Source organism: Deferrisoma palaeochoriense (assembly GCF_054656955.1).
Genome location: NZ_BAAHXI010000039.1, coordinates 19,135 through 39,265, shown reverse-complemented (window position 1 = coordinate 39,265; position 20,131 = coordinate 19,135). Strand labels below are relative to the sequence as shown.

The 20,131-nt window shown below is 71.2% G+C and carries 21 protein-coding genes and 1 pseudogene; 11 read left to right on the top strand and 11 right to left on the bottom strand.

Translation table 11 applies throughout. The annotated features are described in order from the left end of the window. Nucleotides 1–208 precede the first annotated feature (208 nt). From thmT to efp, 6 genes and pseudogenes are all read left to right on the top strand, one after another. Nucleotides 209–391 (top strand): 2-hydroxymuconate tautomerase, encoded by a 183-nt coding sequence (gene thmT / locus ACYQ8L_RS11715; RefSeq protein WP_459941984.1) that lies wholly within the window; start codon nt 209–211, stop codon nt 389–391. A 1-nt stretch (nt 392) separates the two neighbouring features. After that, on the top strand, nt 393–1,244 hold the full coding sequence (locus ACYQ8L_RS11710; protein WP_459941983.1) for an alpha/beta fold hydrolase: 852 nt from the start codon (nt 393–395) through the stop codon (nt 1,242–1,244). A gap of 94 nt (nt 1,245–1,338) precedes the next feature. Continuing rightward, nucleotides 1,339–2,454, top strand: a complete 1,116-nt coding sequence (locus tag ACYQ8L_RS11705) for a Na/Pi symporter (RefSeq protein WP_459941982.1) — start codon at nt 1,339–1,341, stop codon at nt 2,452–2,454. A gap of 3 nt (nt 2,455–2,457) precedes the next feature. Beyond that, nucleotides 2,458–3,141, top strand: coding sequence for a PhoU domain-containing protein (locus ACYQ8L_RS11700; protein ID WP_459941981.1), 684 nt, complete (start codon nt 2,458–2,460; stop codon nt 3,139–3,141). Between the two features lie 216 nt (nt 3,142–3,357). Next, nucleotides 3,358–3,909 (top strand): annotated as a pseudogene (locus ACYQ8L_RS11695) (DsbA family oxidoreductase); the annotation flags it as partial. Nucleotides 3,910–3,977: 68 nt separating this feature from the next. Then, complete coding sequence (gene efp / locus ACYQ8L_RS11690) at nt 3,978–4,541, top strand: elongation factor P (protein WP_459941980.1); 564 nt, start codon at nt 3,978–3,980, stop codon at nt 4,539–4,541. A gap of 54 nt (nt 4,542–4,595) precedes the next feature. Here efp and ACYQ8L_RS11685 read toward each other — a convergent pair whose 3' ends face one another. The 8 genes from ACYQ8L_RS11685 to ACYQ8L_RS11650 all read right to left on the bottom strand — a co-directional run bounded on the left by ACYQ8L_RS11685 (nt 4,596) and on the right by ACYQ8L_RS11650 (nt 11,890). Then, nucleotides 4,596–5,051 carry a DsrE family protein gene (locus tag ACYQ8L_RS11685; protein WP_459941979.1) on the bottom strand — a complete coding sequence of 152 codons (456 nt, stop codon included), beginning with the start codon at nt 5,049–5,051 and terminating at the stop codon, nt 4,596–4,598. 425 nt (nt 5,052–5,476) lie between these two features. After that, nucleotides 5,477–5,830, bottom strand: a complete 354-nt coding sequence (locus ACYQ8L_RS11680) for a hypothetical protein (protein WP_459941978.1) — start codon at nt 5,828–5,830, stop codon at nt 5,477–5,479. Nucleotides 5,831–5,837: 7 nt separating this feature from the next. Continuing rightward, on the bottom strand, nt 5,838–6,236 hold the full coding sequence (locus tag ACYQ8L_RS11675) for a carboxymuconolactone decarboxylase family protein (RefSeq protein ID WP_459941977.1): 399 nt from the start codon (nt 6,234–6,236) through the stop codon (nt 5,838–5,840). A 138-nt stretch (nt 6,237–6,374) separates the two neighbouring features. Further along, entirely contained in the window at nt 6,375–7,781 is a 1,407-nt protein-coding gene (locus ACYQ8L_RS11670) for a PAS domain-containing sensor histidine kinase (RefSeq protein WP_459941976.1), read from the bottom strand. A gap of 240 nt (nt 7,782–8,021) precedes the next feature. Beyond that, nucleotides 8,022–9,410, bottom strand: a complete 1,389-nt coding sequence (locus ACYQ8L_RS11665) for an FAD-binding oxidoreductase (RefSeq protein ID WP_459941975.1) — start codon at nt 9,408–9,410, stop codon at nt 8,022–8,024. Continuing rightward, on the bottom strand, nt 9,407–10,222 hold the full coding sequence (locus ACYQ8L_RS11660) for a metal ABC transporter permease (RefSeq protein WP_459941974.1): 816 nt from the start codon (nt 10,220–10,222) through the stop codon (nt 9,407–9,409). Before ACYQ8L_RS11660 ends, ACYQ8L_RS11665 begins: the two co-directional genes overlap by 4 nt. After that, nucleotides 10,215–11,018, bottom strand: coding sequence for a metal ABC transporter ATP-binding protein (locus tag ACYQ8L_RS11655; protein ID WP_459941973.1), 804 nt, complete (start codon nt 11,016–11,018; stop codon nt 10,215–10,217). Before ACYQ8L_RS11655 ends, ACYQ8L_RS11660 begins: the two co-directional genes overlap by 8 nt. Beyond that, nucleotides 11,015–11,890, bottom strand: a complete 876-nt coding sequence (locus ACYQ8L_RS11650; RefSeq protein WP_459941972.1) for a metal ABC transporter substrate-binding protein — start codon at nt 11,888–11,890, stop codon at nt 11,015–11,017. Before ACYQ8L_RS11650 ends, ACYQ8L_RS11655 begins: the two co-directional genes overlap by 4 nt. A 597-nt stretch (nt 11,891–12,487) precedes the next feature. Here ACYQ8L_RS11650 and ACYQ8L_RS11645 point away from each other — a divergent pair. Then, complete coding sequence (locus tag ACYQ8L_RS11645) at nt 12,488–13,444, top strand: NGG1p interacting factor NIF3 (protein ID WP_459941971.1); 957 nt, start codon at nt 12,488–12,490, stop codon at nt 13,442–13,444. Here ACYQ8L_RS11645 and vapC read toward each other — a convergent pair. The 3 genes from vapC to ACYQ8L_RS11630 form a co-directional block, all read right to left on the bottom strand. Beyond that, on the bottom strand, nt 13,441–13,842 hold the full coding sequence (vapC, locus tag ACYQ8L_RS11640; RefSeq protein ID WP_459941985.1) for a type II toxin-antitoxin system tRNA(fMet)-specific endonuclease VapC: 402 nt from the start codon (nt 13,840–13,842) through the stop codon (nt 13,441–13,443). The genes ACYQ8L_RS11645 and vapC overlap by 4 nt on opposite strands. After that, on the bottom strand, nt 13,842–14,069 hold the full coding sequence (vapB, locus tag ACYQ8L_RS11635; RefSeq protein WP_459941970.1) for a type II toxin-antitoxin system antitoxin VapB: 228 nt from the start codon (nt 14,067–14,069) through the stop codon (nt 13,842–13,844). Before vapB ends, vapC begins: the two co-directional genes overlap by 1 nt. Nucleotides 14,070–14,270: 201 nt before the next feature. Beyond that, the gene (locus ACYQ8L_RS11630; RefSeq protein WP_459941969.1) at nt 14,271–15,620 is read right to left on the bottom strand and encodes an aspartate aminotransferase family protein; all 1,350 of its coding nucleotides are present in this window, start codon (nt 15,618–15,620) and stop codon (nt 14,271–14,273) included. Nucleotides 15,621–16,109: 489 nt separating this feature from the next. Here ACYQ8L_RS11630 and ACYQ8L_RS11625 point away from each other — a divergent pair, with 489 nt between their 5' ends. From ACYQ8L_RS11625 to ACYQ8L_RS11610, 4 genes are all read left to right on the top strand, one after another. After that, nucleotides 16,110–16,571 carry a peroxiredoxin gene (locus ACYQ8L_RS11625; RefSeq protein ID WP_459941968.1) on the top strand — a complete coding sequence of 154 codons (462 nt, stop codon included), beginning with the start codon at nt 16,110–16,112 and terminating at the stop codon, nt 16,569–16,571. A gap of 1 nt (nt 16,572) precedes the next feature. Continuing rightward, nucleotides 16,573–17,520: a tRNA (guanine(46)-N(7))-methyltransferase TrmB gene (gene trmB / locus ACYQ8L_RS11620; protein ID WP_459941967.1), complete on the top strand. Its 948-nt coding sequence runs from the start codon at nt 16,573–16,575 to the stop codon at nt 17,518–17,520. Nucleotides 17,521–17,625: 105 nt separating this feature from the next. Continuing rightward, nucleotides 17,626–18,666 carry a substrate-binding domain-containing protein gene (locus ACYQ8L_RS11615; RefSeq protein WP_459941966.1) on the top strand — a complete coding sequence of 347 codons (1,041 nt, stop codon included), beginning with the start codon at nt 17,626–17,628 and terminating at the stop codon, nt 18,664–18,666. Beyond that, a complete protein-coding gene (locus ACYQ8L_RS11610; RefSeq protein WP_459941965.1) occupies nt 18,663–20,120 on the top strand; it encodes an ATP-binding protein in 1,458 nt (485 codons plus the stop codon). Before ACYQ8L_RS11615 ends, ACYQ8L_RS11610 begins: the two co-directional genes overlap by 4 nt. Nucleotides 20,121–20,131 lie beyond the last annotated feature (11 nt).

Sequence of the window (20,131 nt, the reverse complement as noted above, 5' to 3'; positions counted from 1 at the left end):
CACGCCCGGATCGCTTTGAAAGATCCGGAACGTCCGCCACCGACGCCCCGCCCTGCCGAGCCGACAACCGCATGGAAAGGCGCGGCGATCGGGTGCCGCACTCGCGCCCGGCAATACTTTTGAAGGTATTAGTATCAATATGGAATCGCGAAGCTTTCTAGCCTTCCAGCCTCCCAGCGTTCCAGCGGAAATCACAAGGAGGAACCCCATGCCCATCGTGAACATCGACTGGCTCGAAGGCCGCACCGTGGAGCAGAAGCGCGAGATCTCCCGCCGGGTGACCGAGGTCATCGTGGAGGTGACCGGGTGCCCCCCCGAGGCGGTGACCGTGATCTTCACCGACCACCCGCGCCACGACATCGCGAAGGCGGGAAAACTCCTCTCGGACTGACGTGGAACCCCGCCTTCATTTCGTCCGGTACCTGGCCCCGAGCGGGTTCCGGCGCCTCGCCGTGTGGGAGTGGGGCGACCCGGAGAACCCGGAGGTGGTGGTGTGCGTCCACGGGCTCACCCGCACGGGCCGGGATTTCGATCCCCTGGCCCGGGCCCTGGCACGCCGCTACCGGGTGCTGTGCCCCGACATGCCCGGTCGGGGCCGGAGCGACTGGCTCTCGGGGCCGGCGGAGTACGCCTACCCCGTGTACCTCCAGGCCCTGGCCTGTCTGTTGGCGCGGGCGGAGGCCGGGGTGGTGGACTGGGTGGGCACCTCGATGGGGGGGCTTCTTGGCCTCATGCTTGCGGCCCAACCCGGAACGCCCCTCCGCCGCCTGGTCCTGAACGACATCGGCCCCAAGGTGCCGGCGCCGGCCCTGGAGCGGATCGCGTCCTACGCGGGCGCCGATCCCCGGTTCGGGAGTCTTGCCGAGGCCGAGGCCTATCTCCGCCGGGTCCATGCCCCCTTCGGCCCGCTCCCCGACGGCGACTGGGCCGAGCTCACCCGCCACAGCGTGCGGCCCGTCCCGGGGGGCGGGTACGCCCTCCACTACGACCCTGCCATCGGCGCCGCCTTGGGAGAAGGACCGTTCGAGGACGTGGAGCTCTGGGACGCCTGGGCGGCGGTGCACTGCCCGGTGCTCGTCGTGCGGGGGCGGGAGTCCGACGTGCTTCCGGCCGAGGTGGCGACCCGGATGGCGGAAAGGCCCGGCGTCGAGATCGTGGAGTTCGCCGGCGTGGGCCACGCCCCGGCCCTTCGTTCCCCCGACCAGATCGCGGCCGTCGGCCGGTGGCTCGGCCAAACGGTTTGATCGGGCGAAATCCACCCTGGAAATTTAGTCCCGATTCTCCTATCCTCCGCGCGGACCTTTCCGCCCCCTCCTCTCCACCCCCGAGGGAGAAGCCGTGAGCGAACGCGTCCGACGGGTGCTCGGCGTCCTGGCCGTCCTCGGCCTCCTCTACCTCTTCCTGGTCAGCATCGGCATGGTGGGGGCCGCCTTCAAGCTGGCCGGGAAGGGATTCGCCAAAGAGATCTTCGGGTTCGCCTCGAACCCCCTGACCGGGCTTTTCATCGGCATCTTTGCCACATCGCTCGTCCAGAGTTCCTCCACCACCACCTCGATCGTGGTGGGCCTCGTGGCCGGCGGCATGCCGGTGGAAACGGCGATCCCCATCATCATGGGCGCCAACATCGGCACGAGCGTCACCAACACCCTGGTGAGCCTGGGCCACATCTCCCGCACCAGCGAGTTCGAACGGGCTTTTGCCGCCTCCACGGTGCACGATTTCTTCAACCTGCTCTCGGTGCTGATCCTGTTTCCGCTCCAGTACTTCACCGGGTTCCTCAGTCACCTGGCCCACGGACTTGCAGGGGTGGTGACCGGCGGGGCGGACCTGCACTTCCACAGCCCCCTCAAGGCGGTCGTGAAGCCGGCGGTCAAGTTGTTCGTACACGGGGCAGGGGCCGTCACCGACGCGAAACTCCTCCAGGCGGCCCTGATCGTCGTGCTGGCGGCGGTGCTGCTGTTCGTCTCCCTCAAGTACATGTCGGCGATCCTGCGGGGCATGGTGATGGACCGGGCGGCCGGGTTTTTCGAGCGGACCATCTTCCGCAACGCTCCCACGGCGTTTGTGGTGGGCATCCTCCTGACCATCGCAGTGCAGAGCAGCTCGATCACCACCTCGGTGATCGTGCCTCTCGCCGGGGCCGGGCTCCTGACCCTGGAGCAGGTCTACCCCTACACCCTGGGGGCGAACATCGGCACCACGATCACGGCCATCCTGGCATCGCTTGCGGTGCAGGAGCATTTCACGGCCGCGGTGACCACGGCGTTCGCCCACCTGCTCTTCAACGTGTGCGGCATCGTGGCCCTGAACGTGCTGCCCCCGGTGCGGCGGATCCCCTTGCGCCTGGCCCGCACCTTGGCCGGCCAGGCGGTCCGCCGGAAATGGGTGCCCGTCCTCTACGTTCTCGTGGTATTCTTCCTCATCCCCCTCGCTTTAATCCTCGCGACCCGGTGACCCATGTGGAAAGAGCTGATCAAGATTTGGAAGTCCCAAAGCCTACTCGACCAGGCGTGGAACGAATCGTTTGACGCCTTGGAGATCGACCGGAAGATGTTCCTGGAGGCGGTTCGGATCCTCCGGGAGAGCGACGACCGGGAGCTCGCGGCCGAGATCCGCGAGATGGACCGCCAGGTCAACAAGTACGAGCGGGACGTCCGGCGAAAGGTCATGACCCACTGCGCCGTGGCCGGCACGGCCGATCTGCCGAGCGCCCTGGTGCTTGTGTCGATCATTATCGACATCGAGCGGATCGGCGACTACTGCAAGAACATCGTGGACCTGGCGCGCCACCATCCCGACACGCTGGCGGCCGGCCCGTACGAGGCCGACCTCCAAGAGATCGAGGCGGAGCTCAAGGAGCGGTTCTCCCGCACCATCGAGGTGCTCCGGAACCACGATGTGGAGGGAGCGCGGGAACTCATGGCCACCTACCGGTCCGAGGTGGGGGAGACCTGCGACCGGATCGTCCATGGCCTCGTGGGCGGGGACAACGGCGAGTTCTCCGCGGCCGACGCGGCCGCGTTGGCCCTGTACGCCCGGTATCTCAAGCGCATCACGGCCCACCTCAAAAACGTCGCGTCGAGCGTGGTGAACCCGTTTCCCCGCATCGGGTTCAAGGAAAAGTTGCCCCCAAAGGGGTAGGGTCTGCGAGAGGCCGCGCCGGAACGGGCCGCCCTATGGGGCGGCCCGTTCCGGTCTTGGAGCGGCGCGGCGATCGCCGCTCCCGGGATACAGGGTGTGGTGCCAGCGGCCGCGGTCGAGTCCGCGCGCCATTTCGCCGCCCTGTTTCCCGGCCCGTGGAGGATTCCCATGCCCACCCTCGAGATCTTCTTCGATTACGTCTGACCCTGGTGCTACTTCGACACCGTGGGTGTCGCCGCGCTCGAGCGGGAACTGGGGCTTACGGTCCGCTGGATCCCCTTTCCCCTCCACCCCGAGGTGCCCGACGAGGGCCTCTCCCTTGCGGACCTCTTCGGCGGGCGGGTGGACGTGGGAGCCATGATGGCGCGGGTCCGGGCGGTGGCCGAGGCCCTGGGGCTCCCCGTGGGGGACCGAACCCACACCTTCAACACCCGGCGGGCCCAGGAGCTGGGGCTCTGGGCCGAGGAGCGGGGGAGGGGTGAGGCGTTTCGGGCCGAGGCGTTCCGGGCGTATTTCGCGGGCGGGCGGAACCTGGCCGGTCCGGCCGTGCTGCGGGCCATCGCCGGGGCGGCGGGCCTCGACCCCGGGGAGGCGGACGAGGTCGTCCGGAGCGGTCGGTACGCCCCGGCCCGGGAGGCGGCCTGGGCCGAGGCCCGAAGCCGGGGGGTTCGGGCCGTGCCCACCCATTTCCTGGGTCCGGCCGTGGCCGAGGGGTTTCACCCGCCAGAGGAGCTCGCGAGCTGGGCCCGAAGTGCCCTCGCCCGGTGAACCGGGTGCGTCCGACGAGACCGGCGGGACGGAAAACGACCCGAAACTGGAATAGGGAGTGATGTGGCATGCCGCAGGCGACGGAACTCAAGCGGGGCCAGGTGATCCTGGTGGACGGGGCGCCCTGCCGGCTGCTGGAGGTGCAGCAGCAGGCCCCCTCGGCCCGGGGGGCCCACCTCATGGTGAAGGTGCGGTACCGAAACCTCCTCACGGGCCAGGTGCTGGACCGCACGTTCCGGGGCGGCGACCCGGTGGACGGGGCCGACTTCGAGAGGCGAAAGGGCCAGTACCTCTACGCGGCGGGGGAGGCCGGGGTGTTCATGGACCTCGAAACCTACGAGCAGTACGAGGTGGGAGGGGAGCTGTTCGAGGCCGTGCGCGGCTACCTCACCGAGGGGCTCGAGGTGGCCCTGGGGTTCTTCCAGGGGCGGGTGGTCGGGGTCGAGCCGCCCCAGGTGGTGGAGCTCGCGGTGGTGGACGCGCCCCCCGCGATCAAGGGTGCCACGGCCACCGCCCAGACCAAGGCCGCCGTCCTGGAAACCGGGCTCACGGTCCAGGTGCCCCCCTACATCGAGCCCGGCACCCGCATCCGGGTCGACACCCGCGACGGCCACTTCGTGGGGAGGGCGTGAGGGGGAACATCCTCCCCACGCCCTCCCCAGCCCGCCGGATCGGGGCGGAGGGGGTCACATCCAAAGGACCCAGGCGCCCTGGATGTTCTCCATGAGCCAGTCGCCCCCCGCCTTCTCGAAAAAGGGGAGTTTGTCCTCGCCGGTCGCCCCGAAATACTCGGCGCAGGGCGGGCATACCCCGAAGGTGGCCCCCCGTTCTCGGAGGTCCTCGAGGATCTCGAGGGCGGCGCCGAACTTCTTGAACACCGGGGATTCGATGCGGGGTGCCTTGTCCCTGTGGGCGAGCTCGGCGCCGTGCAGGGTCGTCCAGACGTGCACGCTGCCCCACTTCTTCTTGGCCACCACCTGGGCCATGAGGAGCCCGAACACGGCCCGGTTGGGGTCGTCGGCGCCGTGGGTCAGGACGAAGACGTATTTTCCCTTGTTCTCCATGCCGGCGAACGCCTGCGCGCCGAACAGGCCTGCCAGGCCCGCCGCGCCCGCGGCGGCCAAAAACTGCTTCCGATCCATTCCCGTCCCTCCTTTTTGTAGTGCTCGCGCTCTCAGCAAAGACCTCCGGCCTGCGGTGGAGCGGGGAACCCACCCCGTCTGCTTCCGGGGTCAGATGACGCGGAAGTCAGCGCTCTTGCGAAGGGCTGCGAACCCACCCTCGGACACCCCCGCCCGGCGCGCCGGCGGCATGGCCTTGGATCTGACAAGACTTCCGCAGCCCTTTGCATGATCCGGAAACGAAAAGACGGCGACAAACGGGAAATTTCTATGGGGTATGGCCTGTCCATGGGCGGAGGCGATGGAAGGGAGGAGCCGCGAACCGAGACGGAAGGTGTGGGGCTCAGATTCCCGGCGCAGATCGGGAACGGGTCCCGGGGGGCGGCAGGATCTTTGCGGGGTCGACGGGAAGCCAGCGGCCCCTGTTTCGAAGGGGGAGCTCGGCCTCAGGGATGACGCGATAGGCGCCACCCCGCTTCGTCCCGATGGAGGCGCAGTCTCGCCCCGCAGCGGCGGCAGGGGAGGGTCCGCTGGCCCAGGGCCCGGGTGAAGGCGATGGGCCGGCCGCAGGCCGGGCACCGGGCGTCGAAGGTGGGGCCGGCCGCCGTGAGGGCCGAGAGCACCCCCACGGCCATGAGGAGGAGCACCAGCCCCGTGTAGGCCGGCGCGAGGCCCCGCACGGCGAACGCCGCTATGAGCCCCGCGATCCCCATGGCCACGGCGAGCTTCACCTTGTTCAGCAGGGCCGAGCCCGGCCGGGGCTCGGCCCGTTGCGCGTCGGGCGTCTTGGATCGGGCCACCGCCGGCCTACCCCTCGTCCGGGATCGGCCACAGGCCCCGGGCCTGGAGCACCCGGCGCAGGGCCTTGAGGCCCTGGTTCATGGCGGGGACCCCGCCGTAGACCGCGGTCTGGAAGATCACCTCGGCCAGCTCCCGGGGGGTGCAGCCCACGTTGAGCCCGGCGTGGAGGTGGAGTTCCAGTTCCTCGGTCTTCTCGAGCACGGTGAGCGCGGCCACCGTGACCATCTGGCGCACCTTGTGGGGGATCTTCTCCCGGGCGTACATCTGGCCGGTGATGAAGAGCGACAGATCCCGGGCCAGCCCCTTGTCGAAGGTCTTCCACAGCTCGTAGGGCCGCTCGCCCTCCACCCCCTCGAAATAGAGTTTCGCGGTCTCGGCGGTCTTCTTCACGATCTCGTCGGACACGGTGCGTCTCCTTCTCCTCGGGTTCATCGGTCGGCTGGAGGCGAGTATGGCGGCCCGGCGAGGATCGGGTCAACCGATCGGTAGACAAGGCGCATCGGTGGGGATCGGAGCGTACGTCGGGAGGGGCGGCGGGAACACCTACCCGCGGGGAGCCGCGGGGAGCCACACCCGAAACGTGGTGCCCCGGCCCTCCTCCGAGTCCACCTCGATGCGGCCCCCGGCGCGGTCCACGAGCAGCTTCACGATGTGGAGCCCCAGGCCCGAGCCCGAGGTGCCGCCGGCGTTGGACGCCCGGTAGAAGCGCTCGAAGAGCCGGTCGCGATCCCGGGCCGGGATGCCCCGGCCGGTGTCGGCCACCGTGAGCCGGAGCCCGTCCTGGTCGGGCTGCAGGCGGACCTCGACCCGGTCCCCCTCGGGCGTGAACTTGACGGCGTTGGACACCAGGTTCTCGACCACGTGCCGGAACCCCTCGGCGTCGGCCACCTCGACGTCCGGCGGCACCGGTGCCTCGATCCGCAGATCCACCCCCCGGTCCCGGGCTCGGGGCCCGAACCCCCGCACCGCGGCCTCGAACACCGTGCGGGCCGGCCCGGGCTGGGGCGTCCAGGCCCCCTCCTGCGCAAGCCGCTCGGCCAGGAGGAACCGCTCCACCATCGAGGCCACCCGCCGGCTCGCGTCGAGAATCTGCTCCACGCACTGGCGCTGGGGGTCGGGGAGTTCCCCGTAGGCGCCGGAGCGAAGCGCGCTCGCAAACCCCTGGATCACCGTGAGCGGGGTCTTGATGTCATGGCCGACGAGGTGCAGGAACTCCCGGCGGAGGGATTCGAGCTTCTTTCGCTCGGTGATGTCCCGGACCGAGGCCTGGAACGCCCCCACGCTCGAGGTCTCCCGGGAGATCCGGACCTCGGCCCAGCGTTCCTCGCCGCTCTTGTGGAGGAACCGGACCTCGTACTGGGTGGGGGCGTCCTCGCCCCGGACCCGGGCTTCGAAATACCGCTTGAGCCGCTCCACCTCGTCGGGCAACACCACCTCGGAGAAGTGGAGGCTCTCCACCTCGTCGCGCCGGTACCCGGAGAGTTCCTCGGCCTCCCGGTTGATCACCCGGATCCGCCCCTCCCGGTCGATGCCGAAAAGGGCATCGGTGGCCCGCTCGTAGAGTTCGGCGTAACAGCGCTCGAGCCGCACCAGGGCCGTGACGTCCCGCACCATGCCGAGCACCCCGAGGGGAGCGCCGTCGGGGCCGTCCACCCGGCACAGGGCGTACTGGAACACGAAGGTCTCCTCGCCGATCGGGGTGACCCGCTCCTCGAGGAACGGCTCTCCCGTGGCCACCACCCGGGCGATGACCTCCCGCTGCCGGCCGGCCTGGTCCGGCGGGAAGAGCTCCCCCACCTCCCGGCCCACGATCTCCTCGGCCGGCCGCCCCAGGTACCGGACCGCGGCCGAGTTCACCAGGAGGAACCGGGCCTCCGGATCCAAGGCGAACACGGGTTCCGGCACGAGGTCGAAAAGATGGGTGCCCAGATGGGCCTTCAGCGCGTCCATGGAAACTCCCCCGGTCTGGCAGGGCCGTCCGGTATGAAGTTGCGGCCTGAAGAGTCGCCGGAGCGTCGGGAGGCGGTTGCCATGGTTCCCAAATCGGTGCGGCCCGACGCAAGCTCCGGGCCCCCGCGACCGCCCCCGCACCCCGGTAACTTCCCGGGCGAGGCCCCGCTCCGCCCTGCCGATTTTTTTTCTGTAACCGGCAGCGAATAAAGGGGTTACGCCTCCCAGCCGCCTAGCCGCCTAGCCGTCTGGAAACATCTTCCCCGGATTCAGGAGACCCCGGGGGTCGAAGAGGCGCTTCACGTCCCGCATGAGGTCGAGGCTCGCCCCGTGTTCCCGGGGGAGGAACCGGCGCTTCCCCAGGCCCACCCCGTGTTCCCCGGTGGCCGTGCCCCCGAGCCCCAGGGCGGCCTCCACGATCTCGGCGTTGGCCTCGTGGATCGAGGTCCACAGGGCCTCGTCCCCGAGACGGCCCAGGATCAGGCAGTGGAGGTTCCCGTCGCCGGCGTGGCCGAAGATGTACCCGGTGAGCCCCCGCCGGTCCAGGATCTCCCGGGCCCGGGCCGCGAGGTCGGGGTAGCGGCTCCGGGGCACGGCCGCGTCCACGATGAGGATGCCCTCGCCCACGTGGGCCTCGCGGATCGTGCGGTAGGCCCGGTGGCGGGCGTCCCAGAGCCGGGCCCGCTCGTCGGGGCCGATGCCGGCCTCGAACGCCTGGGCCCCCTCGGCCCGGCAGATCTCCTCCACGAGACCGGCGTCGGCCTCGAGCCCGGCCCGGCTCGTGCCGTGGAACTCCAGGAACAGGAGCGGCCGGTCGGGTAGCCCGAGCCGGGCCGCCCGCTCCACCACCCGCACGGTGTGGAGGTCCAGGAACTCGCAGGCCGCGACTCCGAGCCCCGAGCCCATGATGGCGGCCACGGCCCGGGTGGCGGGGGCCGCGTCGGCAAAGGGCACGAGGGCCGTGAGCACCTCGGGCGGAAGGGGCGCGAGTTCCAGGGTGATCCGGGTGAACACCCCGAGGGTCCCCTCGCTTCCCACCAAGAGACCGACCAGATCCAAGCCCGACGAGGTCTTGGGCGCCAGGGTCCCGGTCTCGATCACCCGGCCGTCGGCCAGCACCACCTCGAGGCGCTTCACGAACCGACGGGTGGGGCCGTAGCGCACGGTGCGGATGCCCGAGGCGTTGTTGGCCACCATGCCCCCGACGCTCGCGGCCGCCCCGGGGTCGGGCGGGAAGAAGAGCCCGGTGCGGCGGCGGTTCAGCTCGGTGTTGAGGTCGGTGTAGAGCACCCCGGGCTCCACCGTGACCAGGAAATCCTCGGGCCGCACCTCGACGATCCGGTTCATCAGGGCGAAGTCGAGCACCAGCCCGCCCCGCACCGGAATGGGGTTTCCCTCGATGCTCGTGCCCGCGCCCCAGGGGGTGACCGGCACCCCGTGCTCCCCGGCCCACAGAAGGGCCCGGCGGACCTCGTCGGTCGAGACCGGCCAGGCCACGGCCTCGGGCCGGCGGGGCGCGTGGAACGACTCGTCCCGGCTGTGGAGATCGAGCACCGAGGGCCCCCGGCTCAGGCGGTCGGCCGGGAAGATCCGCCCGAGCTCGGTCCAGGCGCGGTCGGTCAGAGTCATGGGGCGCTCCTCCGGCGTTTGGGGGAAAGGGCGAGGCACACGAAGAAGATCCCGGTGGCCGTGAGCACGATGGTGGCCCCGCTCGGCACGTCGAGCCCGTAGGAGAGCACGAGCCCCAGGAAGCACGAGAGGTTCCCGAAGAGCGCCGAAAGCCCGAACAGGGCCCGGTAGTCGTAGGTGAGCTGGTAGGCGGCCGAGGCCGGGGTCACGATGAGGGCGAACACGAGCATGACCCCCACGGCGTCGAGGCTCAGCACGATCGTGAGGCTCACCAGGAGCAGTTGCAGAAACGAGTACCGCCCGGCCGAGAGCCCCAGGGCCTCGGCCACCTCGGGGTCGAAGGAGAGGAGTTGGAACTCCTTGAAAAAAAGCCCCACCGTGCCGGCCACGGCCAGGGTCAGGAGCCCGATGATCCGAAGATCCGTGGCCGTGACCGCCAAGATGTTCCCGAAGAGGTATCCGTAGAGCCGGGCGTCGTAGGTTTTCATGAGCCCGACGAACAGGATGCCCAGGGCCATCGTGAGGGCGTAGAAAATCCCGATCGAGGCGTCCATGCGGATGCGCCCCGCCTGGCTCGTGGCGTGGATGGCGCTCGCCGTGGCCACGCAGAACCCCACGGCGGTCACGAGCGGGTTCAAGCCCAGGAGGAACCCCAGGGCCACCCCCCCGAAGGCGGCGTGGGCGATGCCGGCACCGATGAACGCAAGCCCCCGGAGCACCACGAACACCCCCACGAGCGAGCACGAGGTGCCCACGAGCAGGCTGGCCAACAGGGCCCGCTGGACGAAGGCGTAGGAGAACATCTCACCCATGGTGGTGGTCCCCGGCGAACACGAACGGCCGGCCCTCGGCCTCGTGCACGAGCACCTCGGCCCCGTACATGCGCTCCAGGGTCTCCCGCACCAGGGCCTCGCCCGGCGGGCCGTAGGCGTACACCCGCCGGTTCAGGGCGAGCACGAGATCCAGGTGGGGGTACACCAGGTTCACGTCGTGGGTCACGAGCACCGTGGTGAGGCCCCGCTCCCGGTGTGTGCGCACCACCAGGTCCAGCACGGCCCGCTGGCTCTTCACGTCGAGCCCGGTGAACGGCTCGTCCAGCAGGAGGATCCGGGGTTCGCGCACCAGGGCCCGGGCGATGGCCACCCGCTGGAGTTGGCCCCCCGAGAGTTGGCCGGCCGGCCGGTGGGCGAACCCCTCCATGCCCACGGCCTCGAGCGCCGCGAGCGCCCGGCGCCGCCCCTCCTTCCCGGGCCGGCGAAAGGGGCCCAGGGCCGGGTAGAGCCCCATCAGCACCACGTCGATCACCCGGAACGGGGCGTTGGGGTCCACCTTGGAGGCCTGGGGCACGTACCCGATCTCCCGGCGGATGCGCGTGAGGTGGTGGCAGCACTCGTCGCCCACGTACACCCGGCCCTCCACCGGGGTCACGAGGCCGAGGATCGTTTTGAGGAAGGTGGTTTTCCCGGAGCCGTTGGGCCCGATGACCCCGAGGAACGCCCCGGCCGGGATCTCGAGGCTCACGTCCTCCAGGGCTGGGACGCCGTCGTAGCTCACGGTCACCCCCTGGAACCGGATGGCCGGGGGAGGGGCGAGGGGAAGCTCGCTCACGGCTGGGTCCCAGCGAGGGCCTCGATCAGGGCGGAGGCGTTTTGCTCGAGGAGTTCCAGGTACGACCGGGCCGGCGAGGCGCCGAGCAGGGGGCTCAGGGTGATGACCCGGATCCCGGTCTCCTGGCGGAGGAGTTCCGGGATCTTGGAGGAGAGCTGGGGTTCGGTCACGAGCACCCGGATCTTCTCGTCCCGGATCCGGTCGATGAGGCCGGCGAGGCCCCGGGCCGAGGGTTCCTGGCCCGGGATCTCCGTGATCACCCCGACGAGTTCGAACCCCAGGCCCTCGGCGAAATAGGGCCAGGCCGGGTGGTAGGCGATGAACCGCCGGTCGGGGAGTTGCCGGACCCGCTCCCGGATCCGCTGGGCCGTCTCCCGGAGCCGGCGCCGGTAGTCCTGGTAGCGCAGCTCGTAGTAATCGCCGGGGAACGGGTCCACGGTCTCCAGCCCCCGGGCGATGTTGCGGCACATGATCTCGGCCCGGCCGGGGTCGAGCCACACGTGGGGGTTTCCGGCCTCCCCGTGGTGGTCTTCGTGCCCCTGGATCACCGGCACGCCCCGGGCCGCCTCGATCACCTCGAGCTCGCTGTTCCGGGCGTTTTCCACGAGCCCCTTGACCCACTCCTCGAGCCCCAGGCCCACCATCACGAGCACCCGGCTTCCGGCCACGGCCTTCACGTCCGAGATCCGGGGTTCGTAGGTGTGGGGGTTCTCGAGGCCGGTGATCAGGGACCGCACCTCCACCCGCTCGCCCCCGATCTCCCGGACCCAGTCGGCCAGGTCGGGCAGGGTGGTCACGACCCGGATGCGGTCGAAGGCGCCGGCCGGGAGGGCGATCGAGAGGGCCAGGAGAACGGCGAGAAGGGTGCGCATGGAGTCTCTCCCCACAGGACACGCGCGCAGCGCGAAAGGATTCTAGGGGAGGGGTGGGGGGTGGTCAAGGAACCCCGGGCCGCCTCGAGGTTGCGGCGAACGCGCGAGACGGCGCATCCTGTAAGGAGTTACGAACCACGGAGGACGGAGCTGCTGGGCGGCCAGGCGGCGAGGCGGCTTGGCAGCAGGGGGCCCGAAAGGAGTCGCCGGGAGGTTGCCCCTTCCCTCGGCCTCCCGGTGCCGGAACTTACGAATACCTTCGAAAGGACTGCCCGAGGCGGGTGGGGGGCTGGTCCCGGCCGGGCGCGAGTGCGGCACCCTTTTCGCCGCGCCTTTGCATGCCGTTGCCGACTCGGCAGGTCGGGGCGCCGGCAGCGGAAGTTCCGGAACCTCAAGAGCAATCCAAGCCTCGTGGGGCGCGGCGACGTGAGGGGCCGCACCCGGCTCTCCACCAGCCCCCCACCCGCGGGTTGCCGTAGCAACCATGGGCCTCTGACAACCCTTCCGTTGATGTTGGTAACGCTGGGGGCAAAGAGCCGTTCGGCGGCCCAGCCGCCAGGCAGCCCAGCCGCCCAGCCCAAACAAAAGGAGGACCTGATGACCCTTCAGGAGTTCTACCGCAAGGCCGTGGAGGTGGGGATGGACCGGGACCCCCGGGGCCGGGCCGAGGCCGAGGCCGATCTCGCCGCCGCGGCCAAGGAGTGGGAGGCCTTGCCCGAGGCCGACCGGGAGTTCTTCGACCGGGAGCGGCTCGAAAACCCCTACGCCGACACCCGTATCCTCCACGGCGACCCCGCCACCGAGCTGGGGGCCGTCATGGTGGCCGTGGACGTGGAGGGCGACGAGCTTCTGCTGGCCGACCGGCTCCGGGAGAAGGGCCGGCGGCTCGACGCCGTGGTGGCCCACCATCCCCGGGGCCACGCGCTCGCCCAGCTGCCCGAGGTCATGCGGATCCAGGCCGGCATCCACGCCGGGCTCGGGGTGCCCGTGGGCCAGGCAGAGGGAATCCTCGGGCCGCGGCTCCGGGACGTCTCCGAGCGGATCCAGCCCGTGAACCACCAGCGCGCCGTGGACGCGGCGCGGCTCCTGGGCGTGCCCCTGGTTTGCGTCCACACCCCGGCCGACAACTGCGTGGCCACGTTCCTCACGGACCTTTTCGAGCGGGAGCAGCCGCGCACCCTGGCCGACGTCCTGGACCTTTTGCACGGCATCCCCGAGTACCGTCGGGCCCGGGCCGAGCAGACCGGCCCGGTGATCGTGGCGGGCGACAAGAAGAACCGGGCGGGCAAGATCTTCGTGGACATGACCGGCGGCACCGAGGGCGCCAAGGAGATGTACGAGAAGTTCGCCCACTCCACCGAGGTCTCGACCATCGTCGGGATGCACCTGTCCAAGGAGCACGTGGAGGAGGCCAAGAAGCACCACCTGAACGTGGTTCTGGCCGGCCACATCTCCTCGGACAACCTGGGCCTCAATCTCCTCCTCGACGCGGCCCTGGCCCCGGGCTTCGAGGTGATCGAAGCCGGAGGGTTCCGGCGGGTGGACCGGCGCTAAGCCGCCCAGTTCTCCATCCGGAGCCCGGGAACTCGGCGGAACTCCCGTTCGTTGTTCGTCACGAGGGTGCAGCCCACCGCGAGGGCGTGGGCCGCGATGAGGGTGTCGAGGGCGCCGATGGGTGTCCCCTGCCGTTCCAGGTGGGCCCGGACCCGGCCGTAGGTCCGGGCCGCCTCGTCGTCATAGGGCAGGATTTCCAGGGGGGCCAGAAACCGGGTCAGGGCGAGCCGGTTTTGTTCCGGGCGGGAGCTTTTTTCGACCCCGTATTCGAGTTCGCTCAACGTGACCGCGGAGATCCCGACGCTCGAAACCGGAAGGCGGACGAAGCGCCGGATCACGGGCTCCGGTTTCTCCCGGATGAGGTAGATGCAGATGTTGGTGTCGAGCAGATACCGGATCACAGATCGTCGCGGCGGGGTTGCTCGGGCTGCTCCCGGGTCGCCATGAAGTCGTCGGTGAATTCGTGAAGGCTTTCGGCCCACTCCCGCCACGGGTCGTCCTTGGGGATGAGGAGGACCACGCCCCCGACCTTCTTGATGAACACCTCGTCCCCTTCGAACCGAAACGCCTGGGGCAGCCGGACCGCCTGGCTCCGACCGTTTCGGAACAGCTTCGCGGTTTGCATGGGGCCCTCCGCGCCTGAGGCAAGTATATACCAAGGTATATGCCAGGGGTCGCCCATTCCGTCAACCGGGGAAACTCTGGTTCGCCGTGACCCGGAACGAGGGTGCAGCCGCTTGCGCCGTCGGCCCCGCCGGGTGGTGCGGGATCCAAACGGCCGGAACCCGTCCCCCACCCGCCCCCGGCGAACCCTTCGAAGGTTCTTTTACTCCCTCTCGAACCCCTCCCGGGCCAGGTCCTCGGCGGCGCGGGCGTAGGCGTCGAGGAGCTGGGCGAGCTCGGGTTCGCCGTGGGCGGCCGACAGGGCGCCGCCGCCGTGGACCGCCGATACCCCGTGGGTCAGCAGGGCGAGCCGGAGTTCCCGGTCCTTGACAGGGGCGAAGGTCCTGGCGGCGAGGTCCGCGGGGCTCCGGAGGTCGCGGTCGTCGCCCCGGAGCAGGTGGGTCATGAGGAGGCTGCCCCGGCCGGTGCAGGCGGCCGGTAGCCCGGCGGCCGCGAACCGCTCCTCGATGCCCCGGCGGAGCCGCTCGCCCCGGTCGGCGAGCGCCGGGTAGAGCTCGGGCGCGGCCCGCTCCAGGGCGTCGAGGGTCGCCAGGGCCGCGGCCAGCGTCGCCGGGTGGCAGCTGAAGGTGCCCCCACCCACGAGCACGGGCCGGTCCGGGGCCCGGGCCTGGAGGGGGTCGGCCGCGTCCATGACCTCGCCCCGGCCGCCGTACACCCCGATGGGGAACCCGCCGCCCACGATCTTCCCCAGGGTGGTGAGGTCGGGCCGCACCCCGTAGTCGTCGGCCAGGGTGCCGTACCGGAACCGGAACCCGGTGATGATCTCGTCGAAGATGAGCACGGCCCCTTCCCGGTCGCACACCTCCCGGAGGTATCGCAGGTAGGCCGGGTCGGCGGGGAGGAACCCCCCGGAGCCCAGCATGGGCTCCACGATGATGCCCGCGATCTCCCCCCGGTGGGCCTCCACCACCCGTTCGGTGGCTTCGAGGTCGTTGAAGGCGATGAGGTCCACCCCCTGCTCCCGGGGCGGCAGGAGCCCCGGTCCCTCGGCGCCCCGGAACGGGGGCTTCACCGCGAAGGAGAGATCGGTGCTCGCCCCGTGCCAGCCCCCGGCGGCCTTGAGGATCCAGGGCTTGCGGGTGAACCCCCGGGCGAGGCGCACGGCGTACATGGTGGCCTCGGTGCCGCTGGTGCAAAACCGCATCTTCTCGAGCACCGGCGCGGCGGCCCGGAGCCGCTCGGCCAGGTCCACCTCGGCCTCCACCGGCATGCCCACGTGCCAGCCCCCTGCCAGCGCCTCCTCCACGGCCCGGCGCACGGGCGCGAACCCGTGGCCCAGGATCATGGCGTAGTGGCCCATCCAGAGGTCCAGGTAGGCGTTGCCGTCGGGGTCGAACACCCGCGCCCCCTCGGCCCGGGCGGCGTACACGGGGTGGGGGTCGAACCGGCGCAGGTTGTGGCTGATGCCGCCGGGCATGAGGGCCCGGGCCCGGCGGTCGAGGGCGGCGGACCGGGGGGTGAGGTCGCGGTAGCGGGATTCGTAGCTGCGCATGGGAAGCCTTTCGAAGCTAGGAGGCTGGACGGCTAGGCAGCATGGCGGCTAGGCGGCGGAAAACCTTCCAGGTTCCGACGTCAGCGGCTGCCGCATCAGGGATCAGAATTCAGAGGTCAGATGTCAGAAACCCCCTGTCCTCTGTCCTCTGACACCTGACACGGTCGCCGCTCCCACCCTGAACCCTGACTCGGACGTTACTGCCCTGCGTAGCGGGACCCCCAAGGGGCCCTGGGGGACCTCCAAGTTCTTCGGTTTGGTTCAACTGCCCCCAGAGATGGGAGGGGCTCCGGCGTACCCGCCTCGGGGGGCCCGGCTCCGGTCTTCCGATCGACCGCCGACCGGGGACCGAACACCGTCGACCGAGGTTCTCCGGGCGGCCGCATCCTGTACCACGGCGGGGGCTGGGGCCACAAGCGCCCTTACCCCCGGGCCCGCGATTGGGGTATCCTGCGCCCTTTCCGCGAACCGTTCCAAAGGAGGTGCCCCATGCTCCGGCCCGGCGATCCGTTGCCCCCGTTCTCCCTGGAAAGCGACACCGGCGAAACCGTGACGAACGAGACGCTCCGGGGCGCCCGGGCCGTTCTCTTCTTCTACCCCAAGGACAACACCTCGGGGTGAACGGCCGAGGCCCTGGAGTTCCAGGAACGCCTCGGGGAGTTCGAGAACCTGGGCGCACGGGTGATCGGGATCTCCCGCGACAGCCTCGCGAGCCACGCCCGGTTCCGGGAGAAGCACGGCTTCACGTTTCCGCTTCTCTCCGACCCCGACCACGCCTTCCACGAGGCCTGCGGGGCCTGGGGGGAGAAGAAGGCCTACGGCAAGGTCACGATGGGCGCGCTGCGGACCACCGTGGTGGTGGGGCCCGACGGGAAGGTGGAGCGGGTGTACTCCAAGGTGAAGGCCAAGGGCCACGCCGAGCGGGTGCTCCAGGACCTCAAGGGGAGCTAGGGTGGGCGGGAGCCGGCGCACGTTTTTCCCGGTGCCTCCGGGGTTCGTGCCCTGGTGGCGGCTCGGCCGGCCCCAGGACTGGGCCCACCTCTTTGGCCGGCCCGGCCCGGTGGAACTGGAGATCGGACCCGGCACGGGCGAGCGCCTGGCCCGGGAGGCCGGGGCCCACCCCGACCGGAACTACCTGGGGGTGGAGCTCCAGTGGGGCCGGCTGGCCCGGGCCCTGGAACGGTGCGGCCGGGCCGGGTGCCGGAACGTGCGGGGGACGCTCGCCGACGCCCGGCTCGTGCTCCACCGTGTGGCGGGGCCCCGGAGCCTGGACCGGGTGGTGGCCCTGTTCCTGGACCCCTGGCCCAAGGACCGCCACGAGGGCCGGAGGCTCTTCGGCCGGGCGTTCCAGGAGCTCGTGGCCTCCCGGCTCCGGGACGGGGCCGAGGTGTACCTGGTGACCGACCACGGCCCTTACGCCGACTGGATCTGCGAGCAGGCCCGGGGCGGGCCGCTGCGGGCCGAGCGCCGGGAGATCCGACCCGGGTTCGGCACCCGGTTCGAGGAGAAGTGGGTGGGGGGCGGCCAGGAGCGGTTCCACGAGATCCGGCTCGTGAAGGAGCGGCACCCCGAGGTGCCCGTGCCCGAGGAGGTGGAGGTGATCCAGGTTCCGGTGAGCGGGTTCGACCCCGACCGGTTCGCGCCCCGCACGGTGCGGGGCGAGGCCACGGTGGCGTTCAAGGAGGTGGTGTACGATCCGGGCCGGGCGAAGGCCCTGGTGCGGGCGGTGGTGGTGGAGCCGCTGTTGGAGCAGCAGCTCTGGATCGAGGTGGTGCGCGAGCGCAAGGGCTGGCGGGTGAGCCCGGCCGAGGGCTGCGCCTTCGTGCCCACCCCGGGGCTTCGGGCCGCGCTCGAGGAGGTGGCCCGGGCCGCGGAGCTCTCGGCGGGGGGCGGGGGGTAGGGCCCCGGGACTTCCCCCGCGCGCATCAAGATCCACGGGGTGCGGGCCGATAGGAGGCCGGGGCGGTGTGCCCCGCCGGCAGCCCGCGTCGAAAGGGGGCGGTACATGCGTTTCCAAGGAACTTCGGTCCACCGTCATCGGTCGGCGGTCGCCGGTCCGGCGGCCCGCGCCGTGGCCGCACGATCCCGGGGCCGTGTGCCGGGGGTTCAGGTCCCACGGCCGGCCGGCGCCGCGGCCCGCCTGCTCATCCCACTGCTCCTCTTCCTCGCCGCCTGTTCGGGGGGCGACGAGCCCTTCGTGGACCTCTCGGCCCGGCCGGCGGCCGAGGCGCCCGCCGAGGAGCCGGCCCGCGAGCCCGCCCTGCGCATCGCCCTGGGCTCGATGATCACCCCCAAGGAAGGGTTCCGGTACTACCGGGAGCTGGCCGAGTACCTGGGCGGGAAACTGGGCCGGCCCGTGGACCTGGTGGACCGGGGTACCTACGCCGAGACGAACGAGCTTCTGAAAACCGGCCAGGTGGATGCGGCCTTCGTGTGCGGCCGGCCCTACGTGGAGGCCCACGACGCCTTCGGGGTGGAGATCCTGGCCGTGCCCGTGGTGGACGGGAAGACCGTCTACCACTCCTACATCCTCGTGCCCCGGGCGAGCCCCGCCAACACCCTGGCCGACCTGCGGGGCAAGCGGTTCGCCTTCACCGATCCCCTGTCCAACTCCGGGTGCCTGGTGCCCACCTACGAACTCGCCCAGCGAGGGGAGACCCCGGAGACCTTCTTCGGCGAGGTGGTGTACACCCACGCCCATGACGCCTCGATCCGGGCGGTGGCCCGGGGGCTCGTGGACGGCGCGGCCGTGGACAGCCTGATCTGGCACTACCTGGCCCGGCGGGAACCCGACGTGGCGGCCCGCTGCCGGGTGATCTGGCGCTCGTCGCCCTACGGCATCCCGCCGGTGGTGGTGCGGCGGGGGGCCGGCCCGGAGCTCGTGCGCCGGGTGCGGGACGCCCTGCTCCACGCCCACGAGGACCCGGAGGGCCGCCGGATCCTCTCCGGCATGGGGGTGGACCGGTTCGTGCCGGGCGACGACGCGGCCTACGACGGCATCCGGGCCATGCGGGCCTGGCTCGAGGCCCGGGAGGGGCGGCCGTGACGCTCCGCCACCGGCTGGAGCTCGGGGCCGTTGGGCTCATTCTGCTCGTGGGGGTGGCCTGGGTGGCCCTCACGGCGGTGTCGGTGCGGCGGCAGTTCGCCCGGGAGACCGAACTGCGGGCGCTCACGGTGGCCCGGCACCTGGCCCGGGAGGTGGCCGATCCGGTGCTCACCGAGAACCGGTTCCGGCTGGCGATGCTCCTCGCCGAGGCCCGTGAGGAGGAGCCCGGGGTCCGGTACGCCTACGTGGAGCGGGCGGGCGGGGTGCTCGCCCACACCTTCGAGGCCGGGGTGCCGGAGGCCCTCCGGTCCGTGGCCCCCTCGGCGGGCATCCGCCGGCTCCGGACCCCCGAGGGGGAGGTGGTCCACGCGGCCGAGCCGGTGCTCGACGGGCTCGCCGCGGTGCACGTGGGGATCGACGCGGGGCCCCTCGGGGCCGCGGCCCGGGCCCTGATGCTCCAGACCGTGGGGCTCGCGGGGCTCGTGGTGGTGGGGGCGGGGCTTCTGGCCGTGTTCCTGGTGGCGCGGGTCCTGCGCCCCCTGGAGGGGCTGACCGCGGTGGCCGAGGCCGTGGCGGCCGGCGACTGGAGCCGCCGGCCCGAGGCCCGGGGCACCGGCGAGGTGGCCCGCTTGGGCCAGGCCTTTCGGCGGATGCTCGACCGGCTCGAGGAGTCCCACCGCCGGCTCGAGGACGCGAACGTGGAGCTCGAGCGGGAGATCGAGGCCCACCGGCAGGCCGAGGAGCGAAACCGGGTGCTCCAGGAGCAGCTCCTGCGGGCCCAGCGCCTCGAGGCCGTGGGCCAGCTCGCGGGCGGCATCGCCCACGAGTTCAACAACCTCCTGGCGGCGGTGCTCTCGGCCGCGGAGCTCGCGATCCGCCGTCTGGGAGACGGCCATCCCGAGGCCCGCCGCCTCCAGACCATCGTGGAGGCGGCCGAGCGGGGCGGCGCCCTCACCCGGCGGCTCCTGGCTTTCAGCCAGCGCCAGGTCCTGGTGAAGCGCCGGCTCGACCCCAACCGGCTGGTGGAGGAGACGGCCGCCCTGCTCGGGCCCACCCTGGGCGAGGAGGTCCGCCTCGAGGTGCGGGCCGGCGGCCGGGTGCCCCTGGTCCACGCCGACCCCGAGCAACTCCGGCAGGTGCTCGTGAGCCTCGCCACGAACGCCCGCGACGCCATGGGCCCCAAAGGGGGGCGGCTCGTCCTCGCCACCGGCCGGATCGACGAGAACAGCAAGGAGTGGGCCGTGATCGAGGTCACGGACGAGGGGAAGGGCATCCCCCCCGGCGACCTCGACCGGATCTTCGACCCCTTCTTCACCACGAAGGAGGTGGGGAAGGGCACGGGCCTGGGGCTTGCGGCCGCCTACGGCATCGTGCAGCAGCACGGCGGCGACCTCCGCGTGGAAAGCGCCCTGGGCAAGGGGACGACGTTCCGGATCCTGCTTCCCGCGACGTGAGTTCGGCGGGG

Bases quoted from the DNA above. Each gene is read 5' to 3' on its own strand.
- ACYQ8L_RS11700 (WP_459941981.1), top strand. From the start codon at position 2,458: ATGTGGAAAGAGCTGATCAAGATTTGGAAGTCCCAAAGCCTACTCGAC.
- ACYQ8L_RS11630 (WP_459941969.1), bottom strand. From the start codon at position 15,620: ATGCGCAGCTACGAATCCCGCTACCGCGACCTCACCCCCCGGTCCGCC.
- ACYQ8L_RS11665 (WP_459941975.1), bottom strand. From the start codon at position 9,410: ATGACTCTGACCGACCGCGCCTGGACCGAGCTCGGGCGGATCTTCCCG.
- ACYQ8L_RS11650 (WP_459941972.1), bottom strand. From the start codon at position 11,890: ATGCGCACCCTTCTCGCCGTTCTCCTGGCCCTCTCGATCGCCCTCCCG.
- ACYQ8L_RS11645 (WP_459941971.1), top strand. From the start codon at position 12,488: ATGACCCTTCAGGAGTTCTACCGCAAGGCCGTGGAGGTGGGGATGGAC.
- efp (WP_459941980.1), top strand. From the start codon at position 3,978: ATGCCGCAGGCGACGGAACTCAAGCGGGGCCAGGTGATCCTGGTGGAC.
- ACYQ8L_RS11670 (WP_459941976.1), bottom strand. From the start codon at position 7,781: ATGGACGCGCTGAAGGCCCATCTGGGCACCCATCTTTTCGACCTCGTG.
- ACYQ8L_RS11685 (WP_459941979.1), bottom strand. From the start codon at position 5,051: ATGGATCGGAAGCAGTTTTTGGCCGCCGCGGGCGCGGCGGGCCTGGCA.
- ACYQ8L_RS11660 (WP_459941974.1), bottom strand. From the start codon at position 10,222: ATGGGTGAGATGTTCTCCTACGCCTTCGTCCAGCGGGCCCTGTTGGCC.
- vapB (WP_459941970.1), bottom strand. From the start codon at position 14,069: ATGCAAACCGCGAAGCTGTTCCGAAACGGTCGGAGCCAGGCGGTCCGG.
- thmT (WP_459941984.1), top strand. From the start codon at position 209: ATGCCCATCGTGAACATCGACTGGCTCGAAGGCCGCACCGTGGAGCAG.
- ACYQ8L_RS11615 (WP_459941966.1), top strand. From the start codon at position 17,626: ATGCGTTTCCAAGGAACTTCGGTCCACCGTCATCGGTCGGCGGTCGCC.